Source organism: Streptomyces sp. NPDC006476 (genome assembly GCF_040612015.1).
Lineage (GTDB): Bacteria > Actinomycetota > Actinomycetes > Streptomycetales > Streptomycetaceae > Streptomyces > Streptomyces griseorubiginosus_B.
The window spans coordinates 287639-312200 of record NZ_JBEXPK010000002.1; the positions used below are offsets into that span (position 1 = coordinate 287639).

Below are 24562 nucleotides of genomic sequence, written 5' to 3' on the forward strand. Positions count from 1 at the left end.
ACCGGCGCCTCTGATCAGCCCTCTCTTCCGGGCTTTCATGACGGGGCGCACGGCGATGTCCCAGGTCAACGCTGAGGGGCCGCACCTCGAAAGGTACGGCCCCTCAGTCAGGAGCTACTGCTCAGTGGGCGTCAGCTCTGCCCACCCGCCAGCTTCTCGCGCAGAGCGGCAAGCGCCTCGTCCGAGGCCAGCGCGCCGGAGTTGTCCGGGCCCTCGGAGGAGTACGAGCCGCCACCCGCGGCCGGAGCCGCACCCGCGGTGTCGCCGCCCTCGGCGGCAGCGGCGGCGTCGGCCTCGCGGCTCTTGATGACCTGCTGCTGGTGCTGCTCGAAGCGCTGCTGCGCCTCGGCGTACTGGGTCTCCCACGCCTCGCGCTGGGTCTCGTAGCCCTCGAGCCAGTCGTTGGTCTCGGGGTCGAAGCCCTCGGGGTAGATGTAGTTGCCCTGGTCGTCGTAGGACGCGGCCATGCCGTACAGGGTCGGGTCGAATTCGACCGAGGCCGGGTCGGCACCGAAGGACTCGTTGGCCTGCTTCAGCGAGAGGCTGATGCGACGGCGCTCGAGGTCGATGTCGATGACCTTGACGAAGATCTCGTCGTTGACCTGGACGACCTGCTCCGGGATCTCCACGTGGCGCTCGGCCAGCTCGGAGATGTGGACCAGACCCTCGATGCCCTCGTCGACGCGGACGAACGCACCGAACGGAACCAGCTTGGTGACCTTGCCGGGCACGACCTGACCGATCTGGTGCGTGCGGGCGAACTGCTGCCACGGGTCTTCCTGGGTCGCCTTCAGCGACAGGGAGACGCGCTCGCGGTCCATGTCGACGTCGAGGACCTCGACCGTGACCTCCTGGCCGACCTCGACGACCTCGGAGGGGTGGTCGATGTGCTTCCAGGACAGCTCGGAGACGTGAACCAGACCGTCGACGCCACCCAGGTCCACGAAGGCACCGAAGTTGACGATCGAGGAGACCACACCGGAACGGACCTGACCCTTCTGCAGGGTCGTGAGGAACGTCTGGCGGACCTCGGACTGGGTCTGCTCCAGCCAGGCGCGGCGGGACAGGACCACGTTGTTGCGGTTCTTGTCCAGCTCGATGATCTTCGCCTCGAGCTCCTTGCCCACGTAGGGCTGGAGGTCGCGGACGCGGCGCATCTCGACCAGGGAGGCCGGGAGGAAGCCACGGAGGCCGATGTCGAGGATGAGACCACCCTTGACGACCTCGATGACGGTACCGGTGACGATGCCGTCCTCTTCCTTGATCTTCTCGATGGTGCCCCAGGCACGCTCGTACTGGGCGCGCTTCTTCGAGAGGATCAGGCGGCCTTCCTTGTCCTCCTTCTGGAGGACCAGGGCCTCGATCTCGTCGCCGACGGCGACGACCTCGTTCGGGTCGACGTCGTGCTTGATCGAGAGCTCGCGGCTCGGGATGACACCTTCGGTCTTGTAACCGATGTCGAGCAGGACCTCGTCCCGGTCGACCTTCACGATGACGCCGTCGACGATGTCGCCGTCGTTGAAGTACTTGATCGTCTCGTCGATCGCTGCGAGGAAGGCTTCCTCGTTACCGATGTCGTTGACCGCTACCTGCGGGGTGGTGGCGGTGGTCTCGGTGCTGCTCGTCATGTGGGAAAGGGCTCCGGTACGGACATTGAAGTCGTAGGTACTGCTTACGCCGGGAGCCCGTTTCGCTCTGAAGAAGCCGGACAGCCAAGGAAGCGCCACACAAAACCACTGGTGGCGCCTCGAGAACCGAGGGGACATACAACAGATGCGAGCGCAGCCTGCTACGTCTGAGGTGCGCAGGCCCGCAGCGCAACTTGTAGCATACGGGGACGGCCAGGCAGGGTCAATGCGCGAAGGCGCACACCCGGGGCGGATCGTCCCATACCCGGCACAAGAACTGTCTCGCGAGGCCACGCAGGCCAGCGACACCCCTTCCGTGACACCCGTGGGCGCCGGTCTGTGGGAAGAGCCCGCAGACTAATACGAGGGAGCCGATCATCCAAGAGCCCGTTTCTTCCGAGACCGAGTTCGAGCCGGAGGCCACCCGGCGCGCGGCCGACGTCAGTGAAAGCGCCCGGGCCAACCGGGGCTGGTGGGACCGGAACGCGGACGAGTACCAGGTCGAGCACGGCACGTTCCTCGGCGACGACCGGTTCGTGTGGGGTCCCGAGGGGCTCGACGAGGTGGAGGCCGAGCTGCTCGGCCCGCCGGAGGACCTCAAGGGCAGGGACGTACTGGAGATCGGTGCCGGCGCGGCGCAGTGCTCACGCTGGCTCGCCGCGCAGGGGGCGCGTCCGGTCGCCCTCGACATCTCCCACCGCCAGCTCCAGCACGCCCTGCGCATCGGTGGCTCCTTCCCGCTGGTGTGCGCCGACGCGAGCGCCCTTCCCTTCGCCGACGGCTCCTTCGACCTGGCGTGCTCGGCCTACGGGGCGCTGCCGTTCGTGGCCGAGCCGGTGCTGGTCCTGAGGGAGGTCCGGCGGGTGCTGCGCCCGGGCGGGCGGTTCGTCTTCTCGGTCACGCATCCTGTCCGCTGGGCGTTCCCGGACGAGCCGGGCCCGGAGGGGCTGAGCGTGTCGGCCTCGTACTTCGACCGGACTCCGTACGTCGAGCAGGACGAGGAGGGCCGCGCGGTCTACGTGGAGCACCACCGGACGATCGGCGACCGGGTGCGGGACGTGGTGGCCGGCGGCTTCCGGCTGGTCGACCTGGTCGAGCCGGAGTGGCCGGCCTGGAACACCGCGGAGTGGGGCGGCTGGTCACCGCTGCGCGGAAACCTGATCCCGGGCACGGCGATCTTCGTCTGCGAGCGGGACTGACGGAAAAGCGGGACTGCCGGACGAGCGGGACTGCCGGGACACATGCGCGCGTGCCGGCGTTTCCGGGAGCCGTACGACACTGGGGGCGTGATCCGTTACGACGCCCTGGACGCGCTGCCGGTGCGCAGCGCGCTGCCCGCCCTGCGTGACGCCCTGGACGGGCACGGTACGGCGGTGCTGGTGGCGCCTCCCGGCACCGGCAAGACGACCCTCGTGCCGCTCGCGCTCGCCGGGCTGCTCGGGGACGGGCCCGCGCGCCGGGTCGTCGTGGCCGAACCGCGCCGGATCGCGGCCCGGGCCGCAACCCGGCGGATGGCGTGGCTGCTGGGCGAGAAGGTGGGCGCCAGCGTCGGTTACACCGTGCGCGGCGAGCGGGTCGTCGGCCGGCACACGCGCGTGGAGGTCGTGACGACCGGGGTGCTGCTGCAGCGGCTGCAGCGGGACCAGGAACTGGCCGGCGTGGACGTGGTCGTGCTCGACGAGTGCCATGAGCGGCATCTGGACGCGGACACCACGGCGGCGTTCCTGTGGGACGTACGGGAGACGCTGCGGCCCGAGCTGCGGCTGGTGGCCGCGTCGGCGACGACGGACGCGGAGGGATGGGCGCGGCTGCTGGGTGACGCGCCCGTGGTCGAGGCCGCCGGCACCGCGTACCCGGTGGAGGTGGTGTGGTCGCCGCCGGCCCGTCCGGTACGGCCGCCGCACGGTATGCGGGTGGATCCCGCGCTGCTGGCGCATGTGGCGTCGACGGTGCGGCGGGCGCTGCGGGAGCGGGACGGGGACGTGCTCTGCTTCCTGCCGGGCGTGGGCGAGATCGCGCGCGTGGCGGGGCAGTTGGGGGATCTCGGCGGTGTCGAGGTGCTCCAGGTGCACGGGCGGGCCCCGGCGTCCGTACAGGACGCGGTGCTGGCGCCGGGCGAACGGCGCCGGGTGGTGCTGGCCACCTCGGTCGCGGAGTCCTCCCTGACGGTGCCCGGAGTGCGGGTGGTCGTCGACTCGGGGCTGGCGCGGGAGCCCCGCGTGGACCACGCGCGCGGGTTGAGCGCGCTGACGACGGTACGGGCCTCGCAGGCGGCCGGGCGGCAGCGGGCGGGGCGGGCCGGGCGCGAGGCGCCGGGGACGGTGTACCGGTGCTGGGCGGAGGCGGAGGACGCGCGTCTGCCGCGTTTCCCGGCGCCGGAGATCAAGGTGGCCGATCTGACGGCGTTCGCGCTCCAGGCGGCGTGCTGGGGAGACCCGGACGCGTCCGGGCTGGCGTTGCTGGATCCGCCGCCGGGCGGGGCGATGGCGGCGGCGCGGGCGGTACTGACGGCGGTCGGGGCGGTCGACACCGACGGTCGGGCCACGGATCGGGGCGTGCTGCTGGCCCGGCTGGGGGTTCATCCGCGGCTGGGGCGGGCGACGCTGGACACCTCCGGCGAAGGTGCCGAGGCGGTGGCCCTGCTGTCGGAGGAGCCACCGCGGGAGTACGGCGACGATCTGGCGACGGCACTGCGAACGGCTCGGCGCGGGGGCGACGCGTATGCCGGAAGGTGGCGTGCGGAGGCGCGCAGACTGCGAACCCTGTCGTCCGGCCTCACCCACCCGACGCGGCCCGACGACGAAGCCGCCTCCTCCCCGTCGGGCGACGCCTCCGACGCGCTCGTCGGTGCCGTCGCCGCTCTCGCGTTTCCCGAGCGGGTCGCGAAGGCCGACGGAGGGTCGTACCTGATGGCCTCGGGGACGCGGGCCGAGCTCGGCGAAGGCAGTCCTCTGCGGGGTGCGGCCTGGATCGCCGTCGCGGTCGCCGATCGGCCCGTCGGCAAGGGGCACGCGCGTGTGCGGCTCGCCGCCGTGATCGACGAGGACGTCGCCCGGCGCGCCGCCGCTCCTCTGTACTCCGAGGCCGAGGAGGTCCACTGGGCCGACGGGGACGTCGTGGCCCGGCGCGTCGAGCGGCTGGGGGCGATCGAGCTGGCGGTGCGGCCGCTCAGGGACGCCGACCCCGTCCTCGTACGCGAGGCGCTTGTGGAAGGGCTGCGGCAGGAAGGGCTCGGCCTGTTGCGGTGGTCGCCCGCCGCCGTCGTACTGCGGCAGCGGCTCGCCTTTCTGCACCTGCACCTCGGGCAGCCCTGGCCCGACGTGTCCGACGACGCGCTGCACGCGCGCGTGGACGAGTGGCTGGAGCCGGAGTTGGGGCGGGTCCGGCGCCGGGCCGACCTCGCCCGGATCGATGCGGGCCAGGGGTTGGGCCGCCTGCTGCCCTGGGCCTCGGGAGAGGCGGGGCGGCTGGACGAGCTGGCCCCCGAGCGGATCACCGTACCGAGTGGGTCCGGAATCCGGATCGACTACTCCGACCCGGAACGGCCCGTGCTCGCCGTGAAGTTGCAGGAGATGTTCGGACTGCACGAGTCGCCGGCGATCGCGGGGGTGCCGTTGCTGGTGCACCTGCTCTCCCCCGCCGGCCGGCCCGCCGCCGTCACCTCCGACCTCGCCTCCTTCTGGAAGGACGGTTACAAGGGAGTACGTGCGGAGCTGCGAGGCCGGTATCCGAAGCATCCGTGGCCCGAGGACCCCGCCTCCGCCGAACCGACCCGGCACACCAACGCGCGCCTCAGGCGCTGACCGGTTCCGGTGCCTGCGCCGTGGCCGGTTCCGGGTCGCCCGGGCGGCGGTTGCGGGCCTCCAGCCACAGGGCGAGGGCCAGCAGCAGGGTGCCGAGGACGAGGAAGCCCCAGGGCAGGTACGACGTCATCAGCAGGACGAGGGTGCGGTTGGACTTGACCAGGGCGACGGTGTGCCTGATGTAGTCCTCGCGCATCTTCACGTGCCCGGCGAAGGCGGTCACCTTGTCGCGGCCGCCGAGCAGGGTGCCGCCGCGCAGCTCCTCCTTGTGGATCTCCTCGCCGTAGACGGGGGCGCCGGTGACCGGCTCGACCCAGAACCTGCGGACCGTGGTGTACCAGCGGGTGGTGCCGGTCTTGGCGACGGACTGGGGGGTGATGCCCTTGACCGGCATCACCTTGGGGAACCTCACCTGGGTCCAGGGAACGGTCTGCTCGAAGTAGTAGACCTTCAGGCCGCGGAAGTCCTGGGTGCCCCTGTAGTGGATGGGGTTGGTGGTGCGGGTCTGGGCGTCGAAGTACTCGTAGTCCCGTTTCTGCGTCAGAAACGGGAACTTGAACTCGATGCCGGTCCGCTTCACCGGGTCGCCGTCGACCATCTCGCCGGTCGCGTGGACCGGGGCCTGGCTGTGGGCGTCGAAGATGTAGCGCTCGGGGATCTGGGAGACCATCTTGCCGTCGGGTCCCTGGACGTAGGACAGGCCGTCCCAGACGACGACGTCCCGCCCTGCCGTCCGGTCGATCCGCTTGGCGGCCGCCACATCGCCCTTGAGGGTCTGCACGATGGTGACCTTCGGGACGGTGCGCGCCTTCATGGTGCCGTAGTCGAGCAGTGTCGCGTTCCTCGCCTCCAGCACCACGGCCTGGTACTGGTTGGCCGGGATCTTGGCCAGGCGCGGGAAGGCGTACCAGCGCAGCAGTGGGGACAGGGCCGCGAAGAACACGGCGAAGGCGAGCAGGACCAGACTGGCCTTGCGGCGCATCTCGGCCTCCCGGGCGGACGGCTACGGGTGTGCGGGCACCGTCGTCAGCAGCGGTTTGGGGGACGTCTTTCCCGTCGGCGTTCCCATCGCGGTGATCGTGAGGACCAGCGCGAACGCGACGGCGAGACCGGTCGCAGCGGCGATCAGGGCGCGCATGCCTGCCTCCCGACGGACGGAACTGATACATCGTCAGGTCCGGCACCGTAGCAACGGGTGGCCGAGATGAGAACACGTTGCACACACAACGACGGCGCCCCCTCCGAGAGGGGACGCCGTCGTCGTACGAAGGGCTACGCGCTCGGGCTCGGGCTCGGGCTCGCGGACGGGCTCGGCGAGGGGCTCGCCGAGGAGTCGGCCGCGGCCACGTTCAGCTGGACGTTGAGCGTCGCGCCACCGGCGGTGGTGATGCGCAGGATGAAGGTGCCGGTGGTGTCGTCGGAGTACAGCTGCGGCAGCTTCAGCAGACCGTCGGCATCCGTCTGAAGGCCCGTCAGGGTGCGCACGGTCTTGCCGTCGGCGTCCTTGAAGTAGGGGCCCTTGTCGTCCTCGGTCGGGTCGAGCACCGACTTGATGAGGGTGGCGGTGACACCGACCTTGTCGGCGACGGCGCCCTTGTAGGTGGCCTTCACCTCGACCTGGTCGGCGAACTGGCCGCCCGGGGTGCAGGTCAGCGCGGTGTCGCTGGTGCGAACGAGGGTGTCGGCGACGCGCTCGGTGACGCTCGCCTTGTAGTCGACGCCGGTGACCGCGCGGCCCACGACGGTGGCCCGGACGGTGAAGTCGCCCGTCTTCTCGCCCGCCTGGAGGGCGGGTGCGACGGCCACGCCGGAGTTGTTGGTGACGACCGTGGCGACCGTCTCGCCGCCGGTGAAGGCGGAGTCGGTCGTGCCGACGATGGTGAAGCGGACGCGGACCTTGGCGACGGGCTTGCCGGCCTTGGTCACGGCCTTGGTGCTGATCTTCTGGGTGAAGGCGTCCCCGGCCATCGCGGTGAGCTTCGCGGTGCCGGCGTCCGCCAGCCGGTCCACCGTGTCGGTGGGGGTGGGCGACGGGCTGGACGGCGTGGACGGGTTGCTCGGACTGGTGCTTCCGCCCGGTGTGCTGGGGGTCGTGCTCGGCGTCGACTTGCCCGGCTTGGAGGGCGAGTTCTTGGAGCCGGACGTCTTCTTGTCGTCGCTGCTGTGCGACGGGAGCGTGCCCGTGCCGTCCGGGATCTCGTGGGTGCCCTTGCGGTAGTACTCCAGCCACGACAGGACCAGGTTCAGGTAGTCCTGCGAGCCGTTGTAGCTGAGGATCGCGCTGTTGAGGTTCGACTGCTGGGACAGGTCCCAGTTGTTGCGGCACAGGTAGTGCGCGGCGGCGAGGGCGGCGTCGTAGACGTTGTTGGGGTCCCTGACCCCGTCGCCGTTGCCGTCCCGGCCCGCCCATGCCCAGGTCGAGGGGATGAACTGCATGGGGCCGACGGCCTGGTCGTACTGGCTGTTGCCGTCGTACTTGCCGCCGTCGGTGTCCTTGATCAGCGCGAAGCCGTTGCCGTCGAGCTGCGGGCCGAGGATCGGGGTGATGGTGGTGCCGTCGGCCGTGACCTCGCCGCCGCGGGCCTGGCCCGACTCGACCTTGCCGATGGCGGCGAGCAGTTGCCAGGGCAGGTTGCAGCCGGGCTTGGCCTCCTTGAGGGCCTGCTCGGCCTTCTTGTAGGCGTCGAGGACGGTCGCCGGGATGCCGGCCTCCGCCGCACCCTGCGCGACCGGGGTGCCGCCGGCGCTCGGCGAGGCGCTGGGGCTGGGGTTGGGGCTGTCGAGCGGCGGCAGGTCCGTGTAGTACCGCGAGTTTCCGGTGGCGGTACCACTGTCGGCGGTCGCTTCAGGGGTCGGCTGCGCATCCGCGGCGGTCTGTCTGCCGTGGTCGTCGACCGGCACCCCCGGAGCCTGGGACGCGGACAGTGCCGCCACCGCGACCGCTGCCACGGCGGTGGTCGCCGCGCCCTTGGCCAGCCGCCTGCCGAATTGCGCCGCCATAGAGTGAACCCCTCCCGTGGACGCCCGAGCGCCCGTCTTTTGTCTGTGTCCTCGCCCTGTTGTGACGAGCGACCCACGGTGCTGGTTGCCCGCTCCGGGCTGTGACCCAGGCGACCCTACGACAACTTGCTTTCCAGGTGCACCCGTTCGTGCCCGGTTTTCACCAGTTGTCCATGTGGGGTTTGACCGGAACGGAGCCCGCATACTGGACCCTTCCGATCAACGTCGCCGCCGAGGAGGCCCGTTGCCGTTCACCCTGAGCCATGCGGCGGCGGTTCTGCCCGCCGTGCGCGCCGACGGAAGCGGGCGAGGACGACTGGTTCCGGCCGTTCTCGTGGCCGGTTCCTTCGCGCCAGACATGCCCTACTTCGCGGCGAGTGTCGTTTCCGGCGGCATGGAGTTCGGGACGGTCACCCATTCCCTGCCAGGTGTCCTCACCGTCGACGAACTGATCGCCTGGGCGTTGGTGGGGCTCTGGCTGCTGGTGCGCGAACCCCTGGTGGCACTGCTGCCACGGGCCCGGCAACCGCGCCCGGCAGCGCTGCTGCGCTGCGGGGCGCCACGCGCGCGCGTACGGCTGTCCGTGCTGGTGCGGTGGTACGGGTCGGCGGCGCTGGGCGCACTGACGCATGTCGTGTGGGACGGGTTCACCCATCACGACCGGTTCGGGACACGGCTGTTCCCCGCGCTGAACGACGTGGTCGCGGGCTTTCCCCTGTTCTGGTACCTGCAGTACGGCTCTTCCGTGCTCGCGGTGGTGGTGATCACCGGGTGGCTGGTCCGGGCGCTGCGACGGGCACCGGCGACTGGGGCCCCGTGCGCGATTCCCGTGCTGTCGGCGCGGGACCGGTGGTGGGCCCTCGTGGTCGTCGGCGGGTGCGCCGGGGTCGGGGCGGTGGAGCGCGCGGCACGCTGGTGGGCGTACTGGGGGTCCACGGCGAAGCCCTGGGAGCTGATCCCGGCGGTGTGCTTCGGAGCGGGCGCGGGCCTGGTGCCGGGCCTGCTGCTGTACGCCGCCGGGGGGCGGGTCTGGCGCCCGGCCCCGGAACTCGGCGAACCGGAGCTCGCCAACACGGAGCGGAGCCGCCCGGCCGGTCGGTGAGAGGTTGAGCGGGGCGCTCCGGTCGGCCGGTGGCGTCGCGGGAGGTCGGGAGGTGCCGTGCCGATCGACACGATCGACACGGCCCGGGCCTCGCTTGCCGCCCGGCCGCTCGGCCGCCCGCGGAACCGAGCCGGCGTCCGGTCCCGCGGTGCGTGGCTCAGCGCCGAGTCGGGCCGTCCGGCCGGTCGGTGAGAGGGCCGGCTGCCACGACGAACACGGGGAAGGTGCGGGCGTGGCGGCCGCGGCGGAGGAGGCGGACGGCGGCGTGCCGGGCGCGGACGGCGCATCCGGCCGCGTAACTGCGGCCCAGGCCGGCCCACAGCCGCCACAGAGGCGGTTCGCCGGGAGTGGTGAGTCTGCGGCGGAGGCCGGCGGCGGTGCGGTGTGCCGTTCGGCGCAGGGTCGCGACCAGGTCGGCGGGGATGCGGGCGGTGCTCGCGGTGGCGGCGTGGGCCGGCACCGGGGCGGGGGGCACGACGGGCACCGGTGCGGCACCCTGCGCTCCCGCCGGGCGGCGGTGGAGCATGCGTATACCCATGCCCGCATCCTTACGGGACCCGGGGGCGGGGGGCGTGCTGACGGGGGCCACGTGAGTGACCGGCCCATGAGCCGGGGACCTCGTCGCAGCGCGACCTCACGTCGACGGACCCCCGCTCCGCCGCCGCAGGCTAGTGCGCCGCCGACTCCCAGTCCGGGCCCGAGCCCACCGAGACACCCAACGGGACGTTCAGGTGGACCGCGCTAACGGGAGCCACGTGAGTGACCGAGCCTTGAGCCGGAGGCTCGTCGCAGCAGCGGGTTCCTCGCAGCGCGACCTCACGTCGACGGACCCCCGCTCCGCCGCCGCAGGCTAGTGCGCCGCCGACTCCCAGTCCGGGCCCGCGCCCACCGAGACGCCCAACGGGACGTTCAGGTGGACGGCGTCGGACATCTCGCGGCGGACGATCTCCTCCGTGGCCGCGCGCTCGCCAGGGGCGATCTCCAGGACGATTTCGTCGTGGACCTGCAGGAGCATGCGGGACTTCAGGCCGGCCTCGCGCAGCGCGTCGTCCACCTTCAGCATGGCGATCTTGACGATGTCCGCCGCCGTGCCCTGGATCGGCGCGTTGAGGGCCATCCGCTCGGCGGCCTCACGGCGCTGCCGGTTGTCGCTGTTGAGGTCGGGCAGATAGCGGCGGCGGCCGAAGAGGGTCGCCGTGTATCCCGTCGCCCGCGCCTCGTCGACCGCCCGGCGCAGATAGTCCCGGACGCCGCCGAAGCGCTCGAAGTACGCGTCCATCAGGGCCCGCGCCTCACCCGCGTCGATGTTCAGCTGCTGGGACAGGCCGAAGGCCGACAGCCCGTACGCCAGGCCGTACGACATCGCCTTGATCTTGCGGCGCATCTCCGCGTCGACCGCGCCGGGCTCGACGGCGAACACCTGCGAGGCGGCCGTGGTGTGCAGGTCCTCGCCGGAGGTGAACGCCTCGATGAGGCCCGCGTCCTCGGAGAGGTGCGCCATCACCCGCAGCTCGATCTGGCTGTAGTCGGCGGTCATCAGCGACTCGAAGCCGTCGCCCACCACGAAGCCGCGGCGGATCGCGCGGCCCTCGTCGGTGCGGACCGGGATGTTCTGCAGGTTCGGGTCGGTGGAGGACAGCCGGCCGGTCGCGGCGACGGTCTGGTTGAAGGTGGTGTGGATCCGGCCGTCCGTCGCGACGGTCTTGATCAGGCCCTCGACGGTGACCCGGAGCTTGGCCTGCTCGCGGTGGCGGAGCATGATCACCGGCAGCTCGTTGTCCGTCTGGGTGGCCAGCCAGGCCAGCGCGTCGGCGTCCGTGGTGTAGCCGGTCTTGGTCCGCTTCGTCTTCGGCAGGGCCAGCTCGCCGAAGAGGACCTCCTGGAGCTGCTTGGGGGAGCCGAGGTTGAACTCGTGCCCGGCCGCCGCGTGCGCCTCCTTCACCGCCTGCTGGACGGCCCCGGCGAACATCTGCTCCATGGCCTCCAGATGGGCCCGGTCGGCGGCGATGCCGTGCCGCTCCATCCGGGCCAGCAGGGCGGAGGTGGGCAGCTCCATGTCCCGCAGCAGGTCCGCGGCGCCGACCTCCTGGAGCCTGCCCTCGAAGGCCTCGCCCAGGTCGAGGACGGCGCGGGCCTGGACCATCAGGGCCTCGGCCTCGGCGCCGTCGTCCGTGCCGAACGCCAGCTGGCCGTCGGCCGCCGCGGCGGGGGCGAGCTCGCGGTGCAGGTACTCGAGCGAGAGGGCGTCCAGGTCGAAGGAGCGGCGGCCCGGCTTGACCAGGTAGGCGGCGAGGGCGGTGTCCATGGAGACACCGTCGACGCTCCAGCCGTGCTCGGCGAAGACGCGCATCGCGCCCTTGGCGTTGTGGAAGACCTTCGGCCGGCCGGCGTCGGCCAGCCACGCGGCGAAGGCCGTCTCATCCGCCTCGTCCAGCTGGGAGGGGTCGAACCAGGCGGCCGGTCCCGCGGGTGCGGCGAGCGCGACCTCGGCCACCGAGCCGGTGCCGAGCGCCCAGGTGTCGACGGTGGCCACGCCGAGCGTGCCGGTGCCGTGCTCGGCCAGCCAGGGGGCGAGCTCTCCGGTGCCGAGGACCGTGCCGTCCAGCTCCACGCCGTCCGTCGTGATCGGGGTCGACTCGGCCTCCTCGGCCCCCGGGTCGACGGCGAACAGGCGCTCGCGCAGGGAGGGGTTACGGATCTCCAGGGTGTCCAGGATCATCGCGACGGCCTTGCGGTCGTACGCGGGGCGCTCCAGGTCGGTGACCGCCTTGGGCAGCTGGACCTGCCGCTCCAGCTCGGTCAGCCGGCGGTTGAGCTTGACGGCCTCCAGGTGGTCGCGGAGGTTCTGGCCGGCCTTGCCCTTGACCTCGTCGACGCGCTCGACCAGCTCGGCGAAGGAGCCGAACTGGTTGATCCACTTCGCCGCCGTCTTCTCGCCGACTCCGGGAATGCCCGGCAGGTTGTCGGACGGGTCGCCGCGCAGGGCCGCGAAGTCGGGGTACTGGGCGGGCGTCAACCCGTACTTCTCGAAGACCTTCTCCGGGGTGAACCGGGTCAGCTCGGAGACGCCCTTCGTCGGGTACAGCACCGTGGTGTGCTCGGAGACCAGCTGGAAGGAGTCGCGGTCGCCGGTGACGATCAGCACCTCGAAGCCCTCGGCCTCGGCCTGGGTGGCAAGAGTGGCGATGACGTCGTCGGCCTCGAAGCCGTCGATGGCGAACCGGGAGACGTGCATCGCGTCCAGCAGCTCGCCGATCAGCTCGACCTGACCCTTGAACTCGTCCGGGGTCTTGGAGCGGTTCGCCTTGTACTCCGTGAACTCCTCGGAGCGCCAGGTCTTGCGGGAGACGTCGAAGGCCACCGCGAAGTGCGTGGGCTCCTCGTCACGCAGGGTGTTGGCCAGCATCGACGCGAAGCCGTAGATCGCGTTCGTCGGCTGGCCCGTCGCCGTCGTGAAGTTCTCCGCGGGCAGCGCGAAGAACGCGCGGTACGCCAGCGAGTGCCCGTCCATGAGCATGAGGCGGGGGCGGTCGCCGCCGGGGGACGTCTCGGTCTTCTTCGATGCTGTCTCTGCCACGTCCCCGATCCTGCCACGCCCCACTGACAGTCGGCCGCCATCGACGGTCACGACCTGGACGGTGTTGCCTCTTCCGCAACGATTGCTCAATGCGCAACCATTGCCGCTGTCCTCGGCAAACCCGGCGGCCTCGTTGTCGCCGGTGCGTGCGAGGATCGGATGTGTAGGGCACGGGTGCCGGTGAAGGAGACTCAGCGATGGCAACAAAGCCGCCCAAGGGCGATCCGGTTCAGGACGCGCCGCAGGTCACCGAGCCGAAGCACGCGGCGGCCGGCCTGCCCGCCATCGGGCACACCCTGCGCATCGCCCAGCAGCAGATGGGCGTGAAGCGCACCGCGCTGACCCTGCTGCGGGTCAACCAGAAGGACGGCTTCGACTGCCCCGGCTGCGCCTGGCCGGAGCCGGAGCACCGGCACACGGCGGAGTTCTGCGAGAACGGCGCCAAGGCGGTGGCCGAGGAGGCCACCCTGCGCCGGGTCACCCCCGAGTTCTTCGCCGCGCACACCGTCGCCGACCTCGCGACCCGCAGCGGCTACTGGCTGGGCCAGCAGGGACGCCTCACGCACCCCATGTACCTCCCCGAGGGAGGCGACCGCTACGAGCCGGTGAGCTGGGAGCGGGCCTTCGACATCATCGCCGAGGAGATCGCCCGGCTGTCCTCCCCGGACGAGGCCGTCTTCTACACCTCCGGGCGCACCAGCAACGAAGCGGCCTTCCTCTACCAGCTGTTCGCGCGCGAGCTGGGCACCAACAACCTGCCCGACTGCTCGAACATGTGCCACGAGTCGTCCGGCTCGGCCCTGACGGAGACGATCGGCATCGGCAAGGGCAGCGTCCTGCTGGAGGACCTCTACAAGGCCGACCTGATCATCGTGGCCGGCCAGAACCCGGGCACGAACCACCCGCGCATGCTCTCCGCCCTGGAGAAGGCCAAGGCGGGCGGGGCGCGGATCGTCAGCGTCAACCCGCTGCCCGAGGCGGGTCTGGAGCGGTTCAAGAACCCCCAGACCCCGCAGGGCATGCTCAAGGGCGCCGCCCTCACCGACCTGTTCCTGCAGATCCGCATCGGCGGCGACCAGGCCCTCTTCCGCCTCCTGAACAAGCTGATCCTCGAGACGGACGGCGCGGTCGACGAGGAGTTCGTGCGCGAACACACCCACGGCTACGAGGAGTTCGCCGCCGCGGCCAAGGCCGCCGACTGGGACGAGACGCTCGCCGCGACCGGCCTCACGCGCGCGGAGATCGAAAAGACCCTGGACATGGTGCTCGCCTCGAAGCGCACGATCGTGTGCTGGGCGATGGGCCTGACCCAGCACAAGCACTCCGTGCCGACCATCCGCGAGGTGGTCAACTTCCTGCTCCTGCGCGGCAACATCGGCCGCCCCGGCGCGGGCGTGTGCCCGGTGCGCGGCCACTCGAACGTGCAGGGCGACCGCACCATGGGCATCTTCGAGCGGCCCGCGCCCGCCTTCCTCGACGCCCTGGAGCAGGAGTTCGGCTTCGCGCCCCCGCGCGAGCACGGCTTCGACGTCGTACGGGCCATCCGCGCGCTGCGGGACGGCGAGGCGAAGGTGTTCTTCGCCATGGGCGGCAACTTCGTGGCCGCCACTCCCGACACCGAGGTCACGGAAGCCGCCATGCGCCGCGCCCGCCTCACCGTGCACGTGTCGACCAAGCTGAACCGCTCGCACACCGTCACGGGCGCGCGTGCGCTGATCCTGCCGACCCTGGGCCGCACCGAGCGCGATCTCCAGGGCAGTGGCGAGCAGTTCGTGACCGTCGAGGACTCCATGGGCATGGTGCACGCCTCCCGCGGCCGCCTGGAGCCCGCGGGCCGGGAACTGCTGTCCGAGCCGGCCATCGTCTGCCGGCTGGCACGCCGCGTGCTGGGCGAGACCAGCGTGGTGCCGTGGGAGGAGTTCGAGAAGGACTACGCCACGATCCGCGACCGCATCGCGCGAGTGGTGCCCGGCTTCGAGGACTTCAACGCGCGCGTGGCCCGCCCCGGCGGCTTCACCCTCCCGCACGCCCCGCGCGACGAACGCCGCTTCCCGACGAAGACCGGCAAGGCCAACTTCACCGCGGCTCCCGTGGAGCACCCGGAGCTGCCCGAGGGCCGGCTGCTGCTGCAGACCCTGCGCTCGCACGACCAGTACAACACCACGATCTACGGCCTCGACGACCGCTACCGGGGCATCAGGAACGGCCGCCGGGTGGTGCTGGTCAACCCCGAGGACGCGCGGCGGCTGGGAGTGGCCGACGGGTCGTACGTCGACCTGGTCAGCGAGTGGAAGGACGGGGTGCAGCGGCGGGCGCCCGGTTTCCGGGTCGTGCACTACCCGACGGCACGGGGCTGTGCGGCCGCCTACTACCCGGAGACCAACGTCCTGGTCCCGCTGGACCACACCGCCGACACCAGCAACACCCCGGCCAGCAAGTCCGTCGTCGTACGTCTGGAACAATCGGCAACCGACTGAGCGTTTGCTCAGTCGGCTTGCACGACTGATCACGACGAACGGAGCCTGGCCCATGGGCGAGCAGCAGCACGTGACGTTCCCGCAGGAGGTCATCGACGAGTACGCGGCACTCGGCGTCGACCTCCCCGCGCTGTTCTCCGCCGGGCACCTCGGCACCCGGATGGGTGTCCAGATCGTCGAGGCCTCCGCGGACCGCGTCGTCGGCACGATGCCCGTCGAGGGCAACACCCAGCCCTACGGCCTGCTGCACGGCGGCGCGTCCGCCGTGCTCGCCGAGACACTGGGCTCGGTCGGCTCGATGCTGCACGCGGGCAGTTCCAAGCTCGCGGTCGGCGTCGACCTGAACTGCACCCACCACCGGGGCGTGCGCTCCGGCCTGGTCACCGGCGTGGCCACCCCACTGCACCGGGGGCGCTCGACGGCCACGTACGAGATCGTGATCAGCGACGAGGAGGGCCGGCGGGTGTGCAGCGCCCGGCTGACCTGCTTGCTGCGGGACGTCCGCGGGGGCGACGGGGCACCCGTGGGCGCCACCGGCTGACCGGGCGAGGGCCGGTGCCGGCCGGCCCGGTCGCCGTCGGCACCTTTCCCGGCCCACCCCGCTCACCTACCGTTCTCCCATGAGGCTGCGGTCATGAGCGGCACAGGGCCGGTCGAACCCGTCGGGCCGGCCGAGACGGGCGACGTCCACGACGTGATCGGCGCCGACGCGCCCCGCCTCAGCGATCAGGCACTCGACCGCTGGCGCGCCCTGTCACCGCGCGTCCGGGGAGCCGCACTCGCGGCCGCCGCCCTCACCGCGGCCGGCCTCGCCGCCGTGCTCCTGGCCCCCGGCGCCGGCCCCGACCGGGCCGTCCCGGCGGCCGCCCCGGTCCCCTTCCCGGCGAACGTCACCGGCTGGCACTACCTCGGCCCCGCCACGCCCCCGGGCCCCCGCAGCGGCCTGTTCCGCTTCGCGGTCCGGGTCGACAGCTGCCCGCCCGTCACCCTGTCCGTCGTCGACGCCGCCTTCGCCGGACTCGACGCACGGGTCACTCCGGAACCCGCCTTCACCGTCCCCGCGGGCACCACCAGGCGAGTGACGGTGAGGATTTCCGTGACCGACTGCTCCGGCCTCCCGCTCGATGCGGACCTACCATTTCTTGACGTAACGCTCCGTAACACGCGCGCAATACAACACCACAGCTTCATCTTCGACGGCGCATACTCCCAAGACCTTTCCGCGGTGCTTCACAAGGCCTGCGACCGCTCCCCCGCCCCGCTGCCCTCACGGCCAAGCGGAAGTGCAGGTTCTCAGAATGCGGACTGAACGGAAATTCCGCCAAAACGGCTGAGAGTCCCCTTCCCCCGACCCCTGTGTGCACCACGTCATAACAAGAAAGTCACAAGCCAGCGCACGGCGATGCTCATGCGTACAGACCGGGCTTAGAGTCACGGCCAGTCACCGCTCCATCGGGAGTTCGGTACATGCGCGGCACCCGACGCCCCCCACAGGGGCGGAGGTGCTGCGGAAAGGACTGATTGTGCGTAAGCGTTCCTTGGTGATTCTGACCTCCGTCCTGACCACCGGAGCTCTGACCCTCACCGCCTGCGGCTCCCGGGACAACGGCAACAAAAGCGGTGGCAGCAGCTCCGGCACCACGCTGACCATCGGCGTCGACGCGCCGCTGTCCGGTGAGAACTCCACCACTGGTCTGGGCATCCAGTACGGCGTCCAGATCGCCGTCGACGACGCCAACAAGAACAACTGGGTCCCGGGCGTCAAGTTCAAGGTCAAGCCCCTGGACGACAAGGCCCAGCCCGCCACCGGCCAGTCCAACGCCACGGCCCTGGTCGGCGACGCCTCCGTCGTCGGCGCCGTCGGCCCGCTGAACTCCGGCGTCGCCCAGTCCATGCAGCAGGTGTTCAACTCGGCCAACATGGTCGAGATCTCCCCCTCGAACACCAACCCGACCCTGACCCAGGGCAAGGACTGGCAGACGAGCAAGTCGCGGCCGTACAAGACGTACTTCCGCACCGCGACCACGGACGCGCTGCAGGGCAGCTTCGCCGCCGACTACGCCTGGAACGGCCTCAAGAAGAAGAAGGCCTTCATCGTCGACGACAAGCAGACCTACGGCGCCGGCCTCGCGGGCATCTTCAACGGCGCGTTCAAGAAGCTGGGCGGCAGCGTCGCCGGCACCGACCACGTCAACACCGGCGACACCGACTTCGGCTCCCTCGTCACCAAGATCAAGGCCTCCGGCGCCGACATGGTCTACTACGGCGGCCAGTACGACGAGTCCGAGAAGATCACGAAGCAGCTCAAGGGCGCCAAGGTCAACATCCCGCTCATGGGCGGCGACGGCATGTACGCCACCACCTACATCCAGACCGCCGGCAAGGCCGCCGAGGGTGACCTCGCCACCTCCGTCGGCGTCCCCGCGGACACCCTGCCGGCCGCGAAGAGCTTCATCAGCACCTACAAGTCCAAGGGCTACAAGGGCGACTACGGCGCCTACGGCGCCTACTCCTACGACGCCGCCACCGCCATCATCAAGGCCGTGAAGGCCGTCAAGGACGCCAACGGCGGCAAGCTGCCCGCCAGCGACGACCTGCGTTCCAAGGTCGTCGACGCCGTCCAGAAGTCCGACTTCGACGGCATCACCGGCAAGGTCTCCTTCGACCAGTACGGCGACACCCAGAACAAGCAGCTGACCGTGTACCAGGTCAAGGGCGGCAAGTGGGTCGCCGTGAAGACCGGCACGTTCAACGGCTGATCTTCAGCGGCTGACCCCAGCCCCGGAAACACCGCACCACGGGCCGCGCGGAAGGAGGACCCCGACCGCGCGGCCCGTTCTCACATTCACCCCAGGCACACGACCAGTGCATACGACCACCAGCGACATGGAGGCCATGCGGTGCACACTCTGCCGCAGCAGCTGGCCAACGGGCTGCTCCTAGGCTCGATGTACGGGCTGATCGCCATCGGCTACACGATGGTGTACGGCATCGTCCAGCTCATCAACTTCGCACACGGCGAGATCTTCATGACCGGGGCGTTCGGCGCCCTCACGGTCTACGTCTACATCCTGCCCGACGGCACCTCGATGTGGGCCGCAGTCCCCCTCATGCTGATCGGTGGTGGCATCGTCTCCGTCCTCGTCGCGGTCGGGGCAGAACGATTCGCCTATCGACCGCTACGGCACGCACCACGCCTCGCGCCCCTCATCACGGCCATCGGCCTCTCCCTGACCCTCCAGGAACTGGTCCGCAACTTCTACCCCGGCGCCGACAAGTCCCGCGCCTTCCCCAGCCTGGACGCCACCCACAGCATCGGCTCCGTCGACATCACCGACGCCGACATCTTCCTGGTCTGCGCGGCCATCGTCTGCATGTCCTCCCTCGCCTGGTTCGTCCGCAAGTCCCGCACCGGCCGCGCCATGCAGGCCACCGCCCAGGACCCGGACACCGCGCAACTCATGGGCATCGACACCAACCGCATCATCGTCGTCGCCTTCGCCATCGGCGGCTTCTTCGCCGCCGTCGCCGCGGTCTCGTTCGGCCTGAAGTACGGCAACATCGACTACCGCATGGGCTTCCTGATGGGCCTCAAGGCCTTCACCGCCGCCGTCATGGGCGGTATCGGCAACATCTACGGCGCCATGCTCGGCGGCGTCGTCCTCGGCATCGCCGAGACCCTGGCCTCCGCCTACATCAGCGACATCCCCGGCATGCAGCAGCTCGGCGGCCAGAGCTGGGCCAACGTCTGGGCCTTCGTACTCCTCATCCTCGTGCTCCTGTTCAGGCCACAAGGCCTGCTGGGCGAGCGCGTCGCGGACAGGGCGTGATGACATGACCGAGACCAAGACCCCCGCCACCCCGCCCTCGGACGCCACCCCCGCGACCGCGACCCGCGGCCTCATCGGCCTACCCCTGCCGGCCGCCCGCGCCCTGCTCCTGCTCGGCGGCATCGCCACCGCGGCCTCCGCCTTCCTCGCCTGGACCTGGACCAGCGACTTCCCCGGCGACCTCACCGTCTACGGCTACCCCGGCGGCCTGCAGTGGATGACCTTCGTCGCCGGCGTCCTCACCGCCGTCTTCGCGCTCGCCTCCTACGGCGTCCGCGGCCTGGGCTGGCTGCTGCCCGCCCGCAACAACGCGCCCCTCGTCCTGACCGCCCTCGGCGGCTTCGGCGTCACCTGGTTCACCGCCATCGAGATCGCCACCAAACTCGGCGGCCTCGCCAACTGGGAACCCGGCACCTACATCGCCATCGTCGCCTCACTCATCCCCGTCATCGGCGCCTTCGCCCTCCCCCAGGAAGCCGGCGAGACGACCAAGGAGACCCTCAAGGCGTACATCGCCAAGCCCGACGCGATCCCCGCGCCGCAGCCCGTCTCCCCCTGGATCCAGCGCCTGATCATCACCATCGTGGCCGCCCTCGGCCTCGGCGTCTTCGCCTACGGCATCGACACCCAGTACGGCGAGATCTTCATCGGCTTCCTCATCGTCCTGATCTTCACCGTCTGGGCGCTGCACACCGCCGGTCTCCTCGACCGCTTCTCCGCCATGGTCGCCGAGAACCGCAGCTTCAGCCTCGCCATGGGCTTCGCCGCCGCGATCGCCTTCCCGCTCACCCAGACCGACGACCACTACGCCAACATCGGCGTCAACATCCTGATCTTCGGCACCGTCGCCCTCGGTCTCAACATCGTCGTCGGCCTCGCCGGCCTCCTCGACCTCGGTTACGTCGCCTTCCTCGGAGTCGGCGCCTACACCGCGGCCCTGGTCTCCGGCTCCGAGTTCTCCCGCTTCTCCGGCGTCCAGTTCCCCTTCTGGGCCGCCGCCCTCGCCGGCGCCGCCGCCTCCCTCATCTTCGGCGTGCTCATCGGCGCGCCCACCCTGCGGCTGCGCGGCGACTACCTGGCCATCGTGACCCTCGGCTTCGGAGAGATCTTCCGCCTCGCCGTCAACAACATGGACGGCGTCTCCGGCCCCGACATCACCAACGGCCCCAACGGCATCCCCTCCATCCCCGACCTGAAGCTCTTCGGCTTCAACTTCGGCGAGGCCCACGACCTCGGCAGCTTCACCATCGGCCGGTTCGCCAACTACTACCTGCTGATGGTCCTGGTGATGGCCCTCGTCGTGACCGTCTACCGGCGCGCCGCCGACTCCCGCATCGGCCGCTCCTGGATCGCCATCCGCGAGGACGAGACCGCCGCCACCGCCATGGGCATCAACGGCTTCCGCGTCAAACTCATCGCCTTCGCCCTCGGCGCCTCGCTCGCCGGCCTCGCCGGCACCGTCAGCGCCCACGTCACCTACAACGTCGTACCGAACCCCTACCAGTTCGCCGGCGCCGCCCCGCCCAACTCGGCCTTCCTGCTGGCCGCCGTCGTCCTCGGCGGCATGGGCACCGTCGCCGGCCCCATCCTCGGTGCCGCCCTGCTCTACCTGCTCCCGGAGAAGCTCGTCTTCCTCCAGGACAAGTCACTGCTCGCGTTCGGCATCGCGCTCATCCTGCTGATGCGCTTCCGCCCCGAGGGCATCATCGCCAACCGCCGCCGCCAACTCGAATTCCACGAGACCGGCCAACTCGACGTACCAGAGACCACGACGCTGTCCGACGAACCGGCCGTCACCAAGGCAGGGGCGTAACGAACCATGACGACACCTGTACTCGAAGCCCGCGACGTCACCATGCGCTTCGGCGGCCTCACCGCCGTCCGCTCGGTCGACTTCACGGTCAACAGCGGCGAAATCGTCGGCCTCATCGGCCCCAACGGCGCCGGCAAGACCACCTTCTTCAACTGCCTCACCGGGCTCTACGTCCCCACCGAGGGCAGCGTCTCCTACCAGGGCACCGTCCTGCCGCCCAAGCCACACCTGGTCACCAAGGCCGGCATCGCCCGCACCTTCCAGAACATCCGCCTCTTCGCCAACATGACGGTCCTCGAGAACGTCCTCGTCGGCCGCCACACCCGCACCAAGGAAGGCCTCTGGTCCGCCCTGCTGCGCGGCCCCGGCTTCAAAAAGGCGGAGAAGGCCAGCGAGGCACGGGCCATGGAACTCCTCGAGTTCATCGGCCTCGCCCACAAACGCGACCACCTCGCGCGCAACCTCCCCTACGGCGAGCAGCGCAAGCTCGAGATCGCGCGGGCCCTGGCCTCCGAGCCCGGACTCCTCCTGCTCGACGAGCCCACCGCCGGCATGAACCCGCAGGAGACCCGGGCCACCGAAGAACTCGTCTTCGCCATCCGGGACATGGGCATCGCCGTCCTCGTCATCGAGCACGACATGCGCTTCATCTTCAACCTCTGCGACCGCGTCGCCGTGCTCGTCCAGGGCGAAAAGCTCGTCGAGGGCACCTCCGAGGTGGTCCAGGCCGACGAACGCGTCATCGCCGCCTACCTGGGCGAACCGTTCGACGGCGACCCCGGGGAGACCGAGGCCGCCGGCACCACCAAGGGAGACCCCCAGTGACCGCACTCCTGGAGGTCGAGGACCTCCACGTCGCCTACGGCAAGATCGAAGCCGTCAAGGGCATCTCCTTCTCGGTCGAGGCGGGCCAGGTCGTCACCCTCATCGGCACCAACGGCGCCGGCAAGACCACGACCCTGCGCACCCTCTCCGGACTGCTGAAGCCCAGCGCCGGCAAGATCACGTTCGACGGCAAGCCACTCACCGGCGTCGCCGCGCACAAGATCGTCGCCCTGGGCCTCGCCCACTCCCCCGAGGGCCGGCACATCTTCCCCCGGCTCACCATCGAGGAGAACCTCCAGCTCGGCGCCTTCCTCCGCAAGGACAAGGAGGGCATCGAGAAGGACATACAGCGCGCCTACGACCTCTTCCCCATCCTCGGAGAGCGCCGCAGGCAGGCCGCCGGCACCCTCTCCGGCGGCGAGCAGCAGATGCTGGCCATGGGCCGCGCCCTGATGTCCCAGCCAAAGCTGCTGATGCTCGACGAACCCTCCATGGGTCTCTCCCCGATCATGATGCAGAAGATCATGGCGACCATCGTCGAGCTGAAGTCCCAGGGCACGACGATCCTGCTGGTCGAACAGAACGCCCAGGCGGCCCTCTCGCTCGCCGACCACGGACACGTCATGGAGGTCGGCAACATCGTCCTGTCCGGCACCGGCCAGGACCTCCTGCACGACGAGTCGGTCCGCAAGGCGTACCTCGGCGAGGACTAGGCACTCTGCGGCATACGCGAAGGCCCGCGCCCCTGATCCCTCAGGGCCGCGGGCCTTCTCCTCTCCTGGGCCGTCAGCCCTTGGACGCCTTCTTCTCGTCCGCGTCCTGAATGACCGCCTCCGCCACCTGCTGCATCGACATCCGGCGGTCCATGGAGGTCTTCTGGATCCACCGGAACGCGGCTGGCTCGGTCAGCCCGTACTCGGTCTGCAGGATCGACTTCGCCCGGTCCACGAGCTTGCGGGTCTCCAGCCGGAGCGTGAGGTCGGCGACCTCCCTCTCCAGCTCCTTCAGCTCGGTGAACCGCGACACCGCCATCTCGATGGCCGGCACCACGTCGCTCTTGCTGAACGGCTTCACGAGATAGGCCATCGCACCGGCGTCACGGGCGCGCTCCACGAGATCCCGCTGCGAGAAGGCGGTGAGCATCAGCACCGGGGCGATCCGCTCCTCGGCGATCTTCTCGGCGGCGGAGATGCCGTCCAGCTTGGGCATCTTCACATCGAGGATGACGAGGTCCGGCTTGTGCTCACGGGCGAGCTCGACGGCCTGCTCACCGTCGCCGGCCTCACCGACGACGCTGTAGCCCTCCTCCTCCAGCATCTCTTTGAGGTCGAGCCGGATCAGGGCCTCGTCCTCGGCGATGACGACACGGGTCGTCAGCGGAGGCACGTGCGACTTGTCGTCATCGGCCGCGTCTACGGGCTGGGGCGACTCGGGGGAGGTCACGGGGGCTCCTTGGTCAGGGCAGGGGTGGTGCTGACAAGAGCGTACCTAGCTGCGGTAAGGTGGACGCGCGGAGGGTCAGGAGCAACCTTTGATTCTGCGAGCCCCGGTAGCCCAATTGGCAGCAGGCAACGGATTCAAAACCCGTACAGTGTCGGTTCGAGTCCGACCCGGGGCACTTTTCCTTCAATTCCAAGGTCCGCCAGTCAGAAGCGGATGTTCCCGTTCTCGTGAACATCCGCTTTTTGCTGTGTGTCGCCGCGATCACTCTCACAGAGTGGCCCCATGTACGACATGGGCACACGCAAACGAGCTCTCGCTCTCGTCACCCAGGGACGCAGCCTGAATTCCGCCAGCAAGGAGACGGGCATCTCCCGTGCCACTTTGCGCAGTTGGCAACGCCGTATCGAACCTCGGCCCCGGCAGCACAAGCACCAACCATGCCCCCGCTGCGAAGACGTACCGCACCTACCGGGCAACCAGGCCGCGTACGCCTATCTCCTCGGTCTGTACCTCGGTGACGGGTACATCAGCGCGCACCGGCGAGGCGTGTATTACATGCGCATTGTGCTCGACCAAGCCTGGCCGGGTGTCATCGACGCGTGCGAGCGGGCCCTCAGCAGCGTGCGCCCGAACAACAGCGTGTTCCGGGTGAAGAAGCAGGGCTGCTTCGCCGTCGCCAGCGCCAGCAAGCACTGGCCTTGTCTCTTCCCCCAGCACGGCCCCGGCAAGAAGCACGAGCGTCAGATCGCCCTGGAGGCTTGGCAACAGGAGATCGTCGACGCGTACCCCTGGGAATTCATCCGCGGTCTCATCCACTCCGACGGCTGCCGGATCACCAACTGGACGACCCGTCTCGTGGCCGGAGTACGCAAGCGCTACGAATACCCCCGATACTTCTTCACCAACAAGTCCGACGACATCCGGAGGCTCTTTACCGACACGCTCGACAAGGTCGGCGTCGAATGGACCACCCTCGCCCGCGACAGCGACCCCTTCAACGTCTCCGTCGCCCGCAAGGCATCCGTAGCGCTCATGGACGCCCACGTGGGCCCCAAGTACTGACC

Annotated in this window: 19 protein-coding genes and 1 tRNA gene; 13 read left to right on the forward strand and 7 right to left on the reverse strand. The window is 70.2% G+C overall.

The genetic code is table 11. The features are described 5' to 3' along the window. Positions 1 to 131: 131 nt before the first annotated feature. Positions 132 to 1628 (reverse strand): 30S ribosomal protein S1, encoded by a 1497-nt coding sequence (rpsA, locus tag ABZZ74_RS03440; RefSeq protein WP_133042749.1) that lies wholly within the window; start codon positions 1626 to 1628, stop codon positions 132 to 134. A gap of 377 nt (positions 1629 to 2005) precedes the next feature. Here rpsA and ABZZ74_RS03445 point away from each other — a divergent pair, with 377 nt between their 5' ends. Together ABZZ74_RS03445 and hrpB are read left to right on the forward strand one after the other, a co-directional pair. Further along, entirely contained in the window at positions 2006 to 2827 is an 822-nt protein-coding gene (locus ABZZ74_RS03445) for a class I SAM-dependent methyltransferase (RefSeq protein WP_356761712.1), read from the forward strand. Between the two features lie 87 nt (positions 2828 to 2914). Beyond that, positions 2915 to 5431 carry an ATP-dependent helicase HrpB gene (hrpB, locus tag ABZZ74_RS03450; RefSeq protein WP_356761496.1) on the forward strand — a complete coding sequence of 839 codons (2517 nt, stop codon included), beginning with the start codon at positions 2915 to 2917 and terminating at the stop codon, positions 5429 to 5431. On the opposite strand, the gene ABZZ74_RS03455 is transcribed toward hrpB, so the two are convergent. The 3 genes from ABZZ74_RS03455 to ABZZ74_RS03465 all read right to left on the reverse strand — a co-directional run bounded on the left by ABZZ74_RS03455 (position 5421) and on the right by ABZZ74_RS03465 (position 8431). Continuing rightward, on the reverse strand, positions 5421 to 6413 hold the full coding sequence (locus ABZZ74_RS03455) for a DUF3068 domain-containing protein (protein WP_356761498.1): 993 nt from the start codon (positions 6411 to 6413) through the stop codon (positions 5421 to 5423). The two genes, hrpB and ABZZ74_RS03455, sit on opposite strands and share 11 nt — an antisense overlap. A gap of 21 nt (positions 6414 to 6434) precedes the next feature. Then, a complete protein-coding gene (locus ABZZ74_RS03460) occupies positions 6435 to 6569 on the reverse strand; it encodes an SPW_0924 family protein (RefSeq protein ID WP_107416174.1) in 135 nt (44 codons plus the stop codon). 134 nt (positions 6570 to 6703) lie between these two features. After that, on the reverse strand, positions 6704 to 8431 hold the full coding sequence (locus ABZZ74_RS03465) for a lytic transglycosylase domain-containing protein (RefSeq protein ID WP_356761500.1): 1728 nt from the start codon (positions 8429 to 8431) through the stop codon (positions 6704 to 6706). 244 nt (positions 8432 to 8675) lie between these two features. On the opposite strand from ABZZ74_RS03465, the gene ABZZ74_RS03470 reads away from it, so the two are divergent. Continuing rightward, complete coding sequence (locus ABZZ74_RS03470; protein WP_356761502.1) at positions 8676 to 9533, forward strand: DUF4184 family protein; 858 nt, start codon at positions 8676 to 8678, stop codon at positions 9531 to 9533. A 157-nt stretch (positions 9534 to 9690) separates the two neighbouring features. On the opposite strand, the gene ABZZ74_RS03475 is transcribed toward ABZZ74_RS03470, so the two are convergent. Beyond that, positions 9691 to 10071: a hypothetical protein gene (locus ABZZ74_RS03475; protein ID WP_356761504.1), complete on the reverse strand. Its 381-nt coding sequence runs from the start codon at positions 10069 to 10071 to the stop codon at positions 9691 to 9693. 312 nt (positions 10072 to 10383) lie between these two features. Next, positions 10384 to 13110: a DNA polymerase I gene (polA, locus tag ABZZ74_RS03480; protein WP_356761506.1), complete on the reverse strand. Its 2727-nt coding sequence runs from the start codon at positions 13108 to 13110 to the stop codon at positions 10384 to 10386. Between the two features lie 197 nt (positions 13111 to 13307). Here polA and ABZZ74_RS03485 point away from each other — a divergent pair, with 197 nt between their 5' ends. The 8 genes from ABZZ74_RS03485 (at position 13308) to ABZZ74_RS03520 (ending at position 22768) form a co-directional block, all read left to right on the forward strand. Next, positions 13308 to 15587, forward strand: a complete 2280-nt coding sequence (locus ABZZ74_RS03485; RefSeq protein WP_356761508.1) for an FdhF/YdeP family oxidoreductase — start codon at positions 13308 to 13310, stop codon at positions 15585 to 15587. Between the two features lie 52 nt (positions 15588 to 15639). Next, positions 15640 to 16128, forward strand: a complete 489-nt coding sequence (locus tag ABZZ74_RS03490) for a hotdog fold thioesterase (protein WP_356761510.1) — start codon at positions 15640 to 15642, stop codon at positions 16126 to 16128. Between the two features lie 93 nt (positions 16129 to 16221). Beyond that, entirely contained in the window at positions 16222 to 16896 is a 675-nt protein-coding gene (locus ABZZ74_RS03495; protein ID WP_356761512.1) for a hypothetical protein, read from the forward strand. 229 nt (positions 16897 to 17125) lie between these two features. Then, entirely contained in the window at positions 17126 to 18346 is a 1221-nt protein-coding gene (locus ABZZ74_RS03500) for a branched-chain amino acid ABC transporter substrate-binding protein (protein WP_356761713.1), read from the forward strand. Between the two features lie 141 nt (positions 18347 to 18487). Beyond that, complete coding sequence (locus tag ABZZ74_RS03505; RefSeq protein WP_356761514.1) at positions 18488 to 19417, forward strand: branched-chain amino acid ABC transporter permease; 930 nt, start codon at positions 18488 to 18490, stop codon at positions 19415 to 19417. A 4-nt stretch (positions 19418 to 19421) separates the two neighbouring features. After that, a complete protein-coding gene (locus ABZZ74_RS03510) occupies positions 19422 to 21230 on the forward strand; it encodes a branched-chain amino acid ABC transporter permease (protein ID WP_356761516.1) in 1809 nt (602 codons plus the stop codon). 6 nt (positions 21231 to 21236) lie between these two features. After that, entirely contained in the window at positions 21237 to 22055 is an 819-nt protein-coding gene (locus ABZZ74_RS03515; RefSeq protein ID WP_356761518.1) for an ABC transporter ATP-binding protein, read from the forward strand. Next, positions 22052 to 22768 (forward strand): ABC transporter ATP-binding protein, encoded by a 717-nt coding sequence (locus ABZZ74_RS03520; RefSeq protein ID WP_133042762.1) that lies wholly within the window; start codon positions 22052 to 22054, stop codon positions 22766 to 22768. Before ABZZ74_RS03515 ends, ABZZ74_RS03520 begins: the two co-directional genes overlap by 4 nt. A 73-nt stretch (positions 22769 to 22841) precedes the next feature. On the opposite strand, the gene ABZZ74_RS03525 is transcribed toward ABZZ74_RS03520, so the two are convergent. Next, complete coding sequence (locus ABZZ74_RS03525) at positions 22842 to 23498, reverse strand: response regulator (protein WP_240863162.1); 657 nt, start codon at positions 23496 to 23498, stop codon at positions 22842 to 22844. A 100-nt stretch (positions 23499 to 23598) separates the two neighbouring features. Between ABZZ74_RS03525 and ABZZ74_RS03530 the strand changes: the two genes are divergently transcribed. Beyond that, positions 23599 to 23673 (forward strand) — tRNA-Leu (locus ABZZ74_RS03530). 107 nt (positions 23674 to 23780) lie between these two features. Further along, positions 23781 to 24560, forward strand: a complete 780-nt coding sequence (locus ABZZ74_RS03535) for a helix-turn-helix domain-containing protein (RefSeq protein WP_356761521.1) — start codon at positions 23781 to 23783, stop codon at positions 24558 to 24560. Positions 24561 to 24562 lie beyond the last annotated feature (2 nt).

Coding starts and splice junctions, on each gene's coding strand:
- rpsA (WP_133042749.1), bottom strand. CDS start 1,628: ATGACGAGCAGCACCGAGACCACCGCCACCACCCCGCAGGTAGCGGTC.
- ABZZ74_RS03455 (WP_356761498.1), bottom strand. CDS start 6,413: ATGCGCCGCAAGGCCAGTCTGGTCCTGCTCGCCTTCGCCGTGTTCTTC.
- ABZZ74_RS03460 (WP_107416174.1), bottom strand. CDS start 6,569: ATGCGCGCCCTGATCGCCGCTGCGACCGGTCTCGCCGTCGCGTTCGCG.
- ABZZ74_RS03465 (WP_356761500.1), bottom strand. CDS start 8,431: ATGGCGGCGCAATTCGGCAGGCGGCTGGCCAAGGGCGCGGCGACCACC.
- ABZZ74_RS03475 (WP_356761504.1), bottom strand. CDS start 10,071: ATGGGTATACGCATGCTCCACCGCCGCCCGGCGGGAGCGCAGGGTGCC.
- ABZZ74_RS03485 (WP_356761508.1), top strand. CDS start 13,308: ATGGCAACAAAGCCGCCCAAGGGCGATCCGGTTCAGGACGCGCCGCAG.
- ABZZ74_RS03490 (WP_356761510.1), top strand. CDS start 15,640: ATGGGCGAGCAGCAGCACGTGACGTTCCCGCAGGAGGTCATCGACGAG.
- ABZZ74_RS03495 (WP_356761512.1), top strand. CDS start 16,222: ATGAGCGGCACAGGGCCGGTCGAACCCGTCGGGCCGGCCGAGACGGGC.
- ABZZ74_RS03510 (WP_356761516.1), top strand. CDS start 19,422: ATGACCGAGACCAAGACCCCCGCCACCCCGCCCTCGGACGCCACCCCC.
- ABZZ74_RS03515 (WP_356761518.1), top strand. CDS start 21,237: ATGACGACACCTGTACTCGAAGCCCGCGACGTCACCATGCGCTTCGGC.
- ABZZ74_RS03535 (WP_356761521.1), top strand. CDS start 23,781: ATGTACGACATGGGCACACGCAAACGAGCTCTCGCTCTCGTCACCCAG.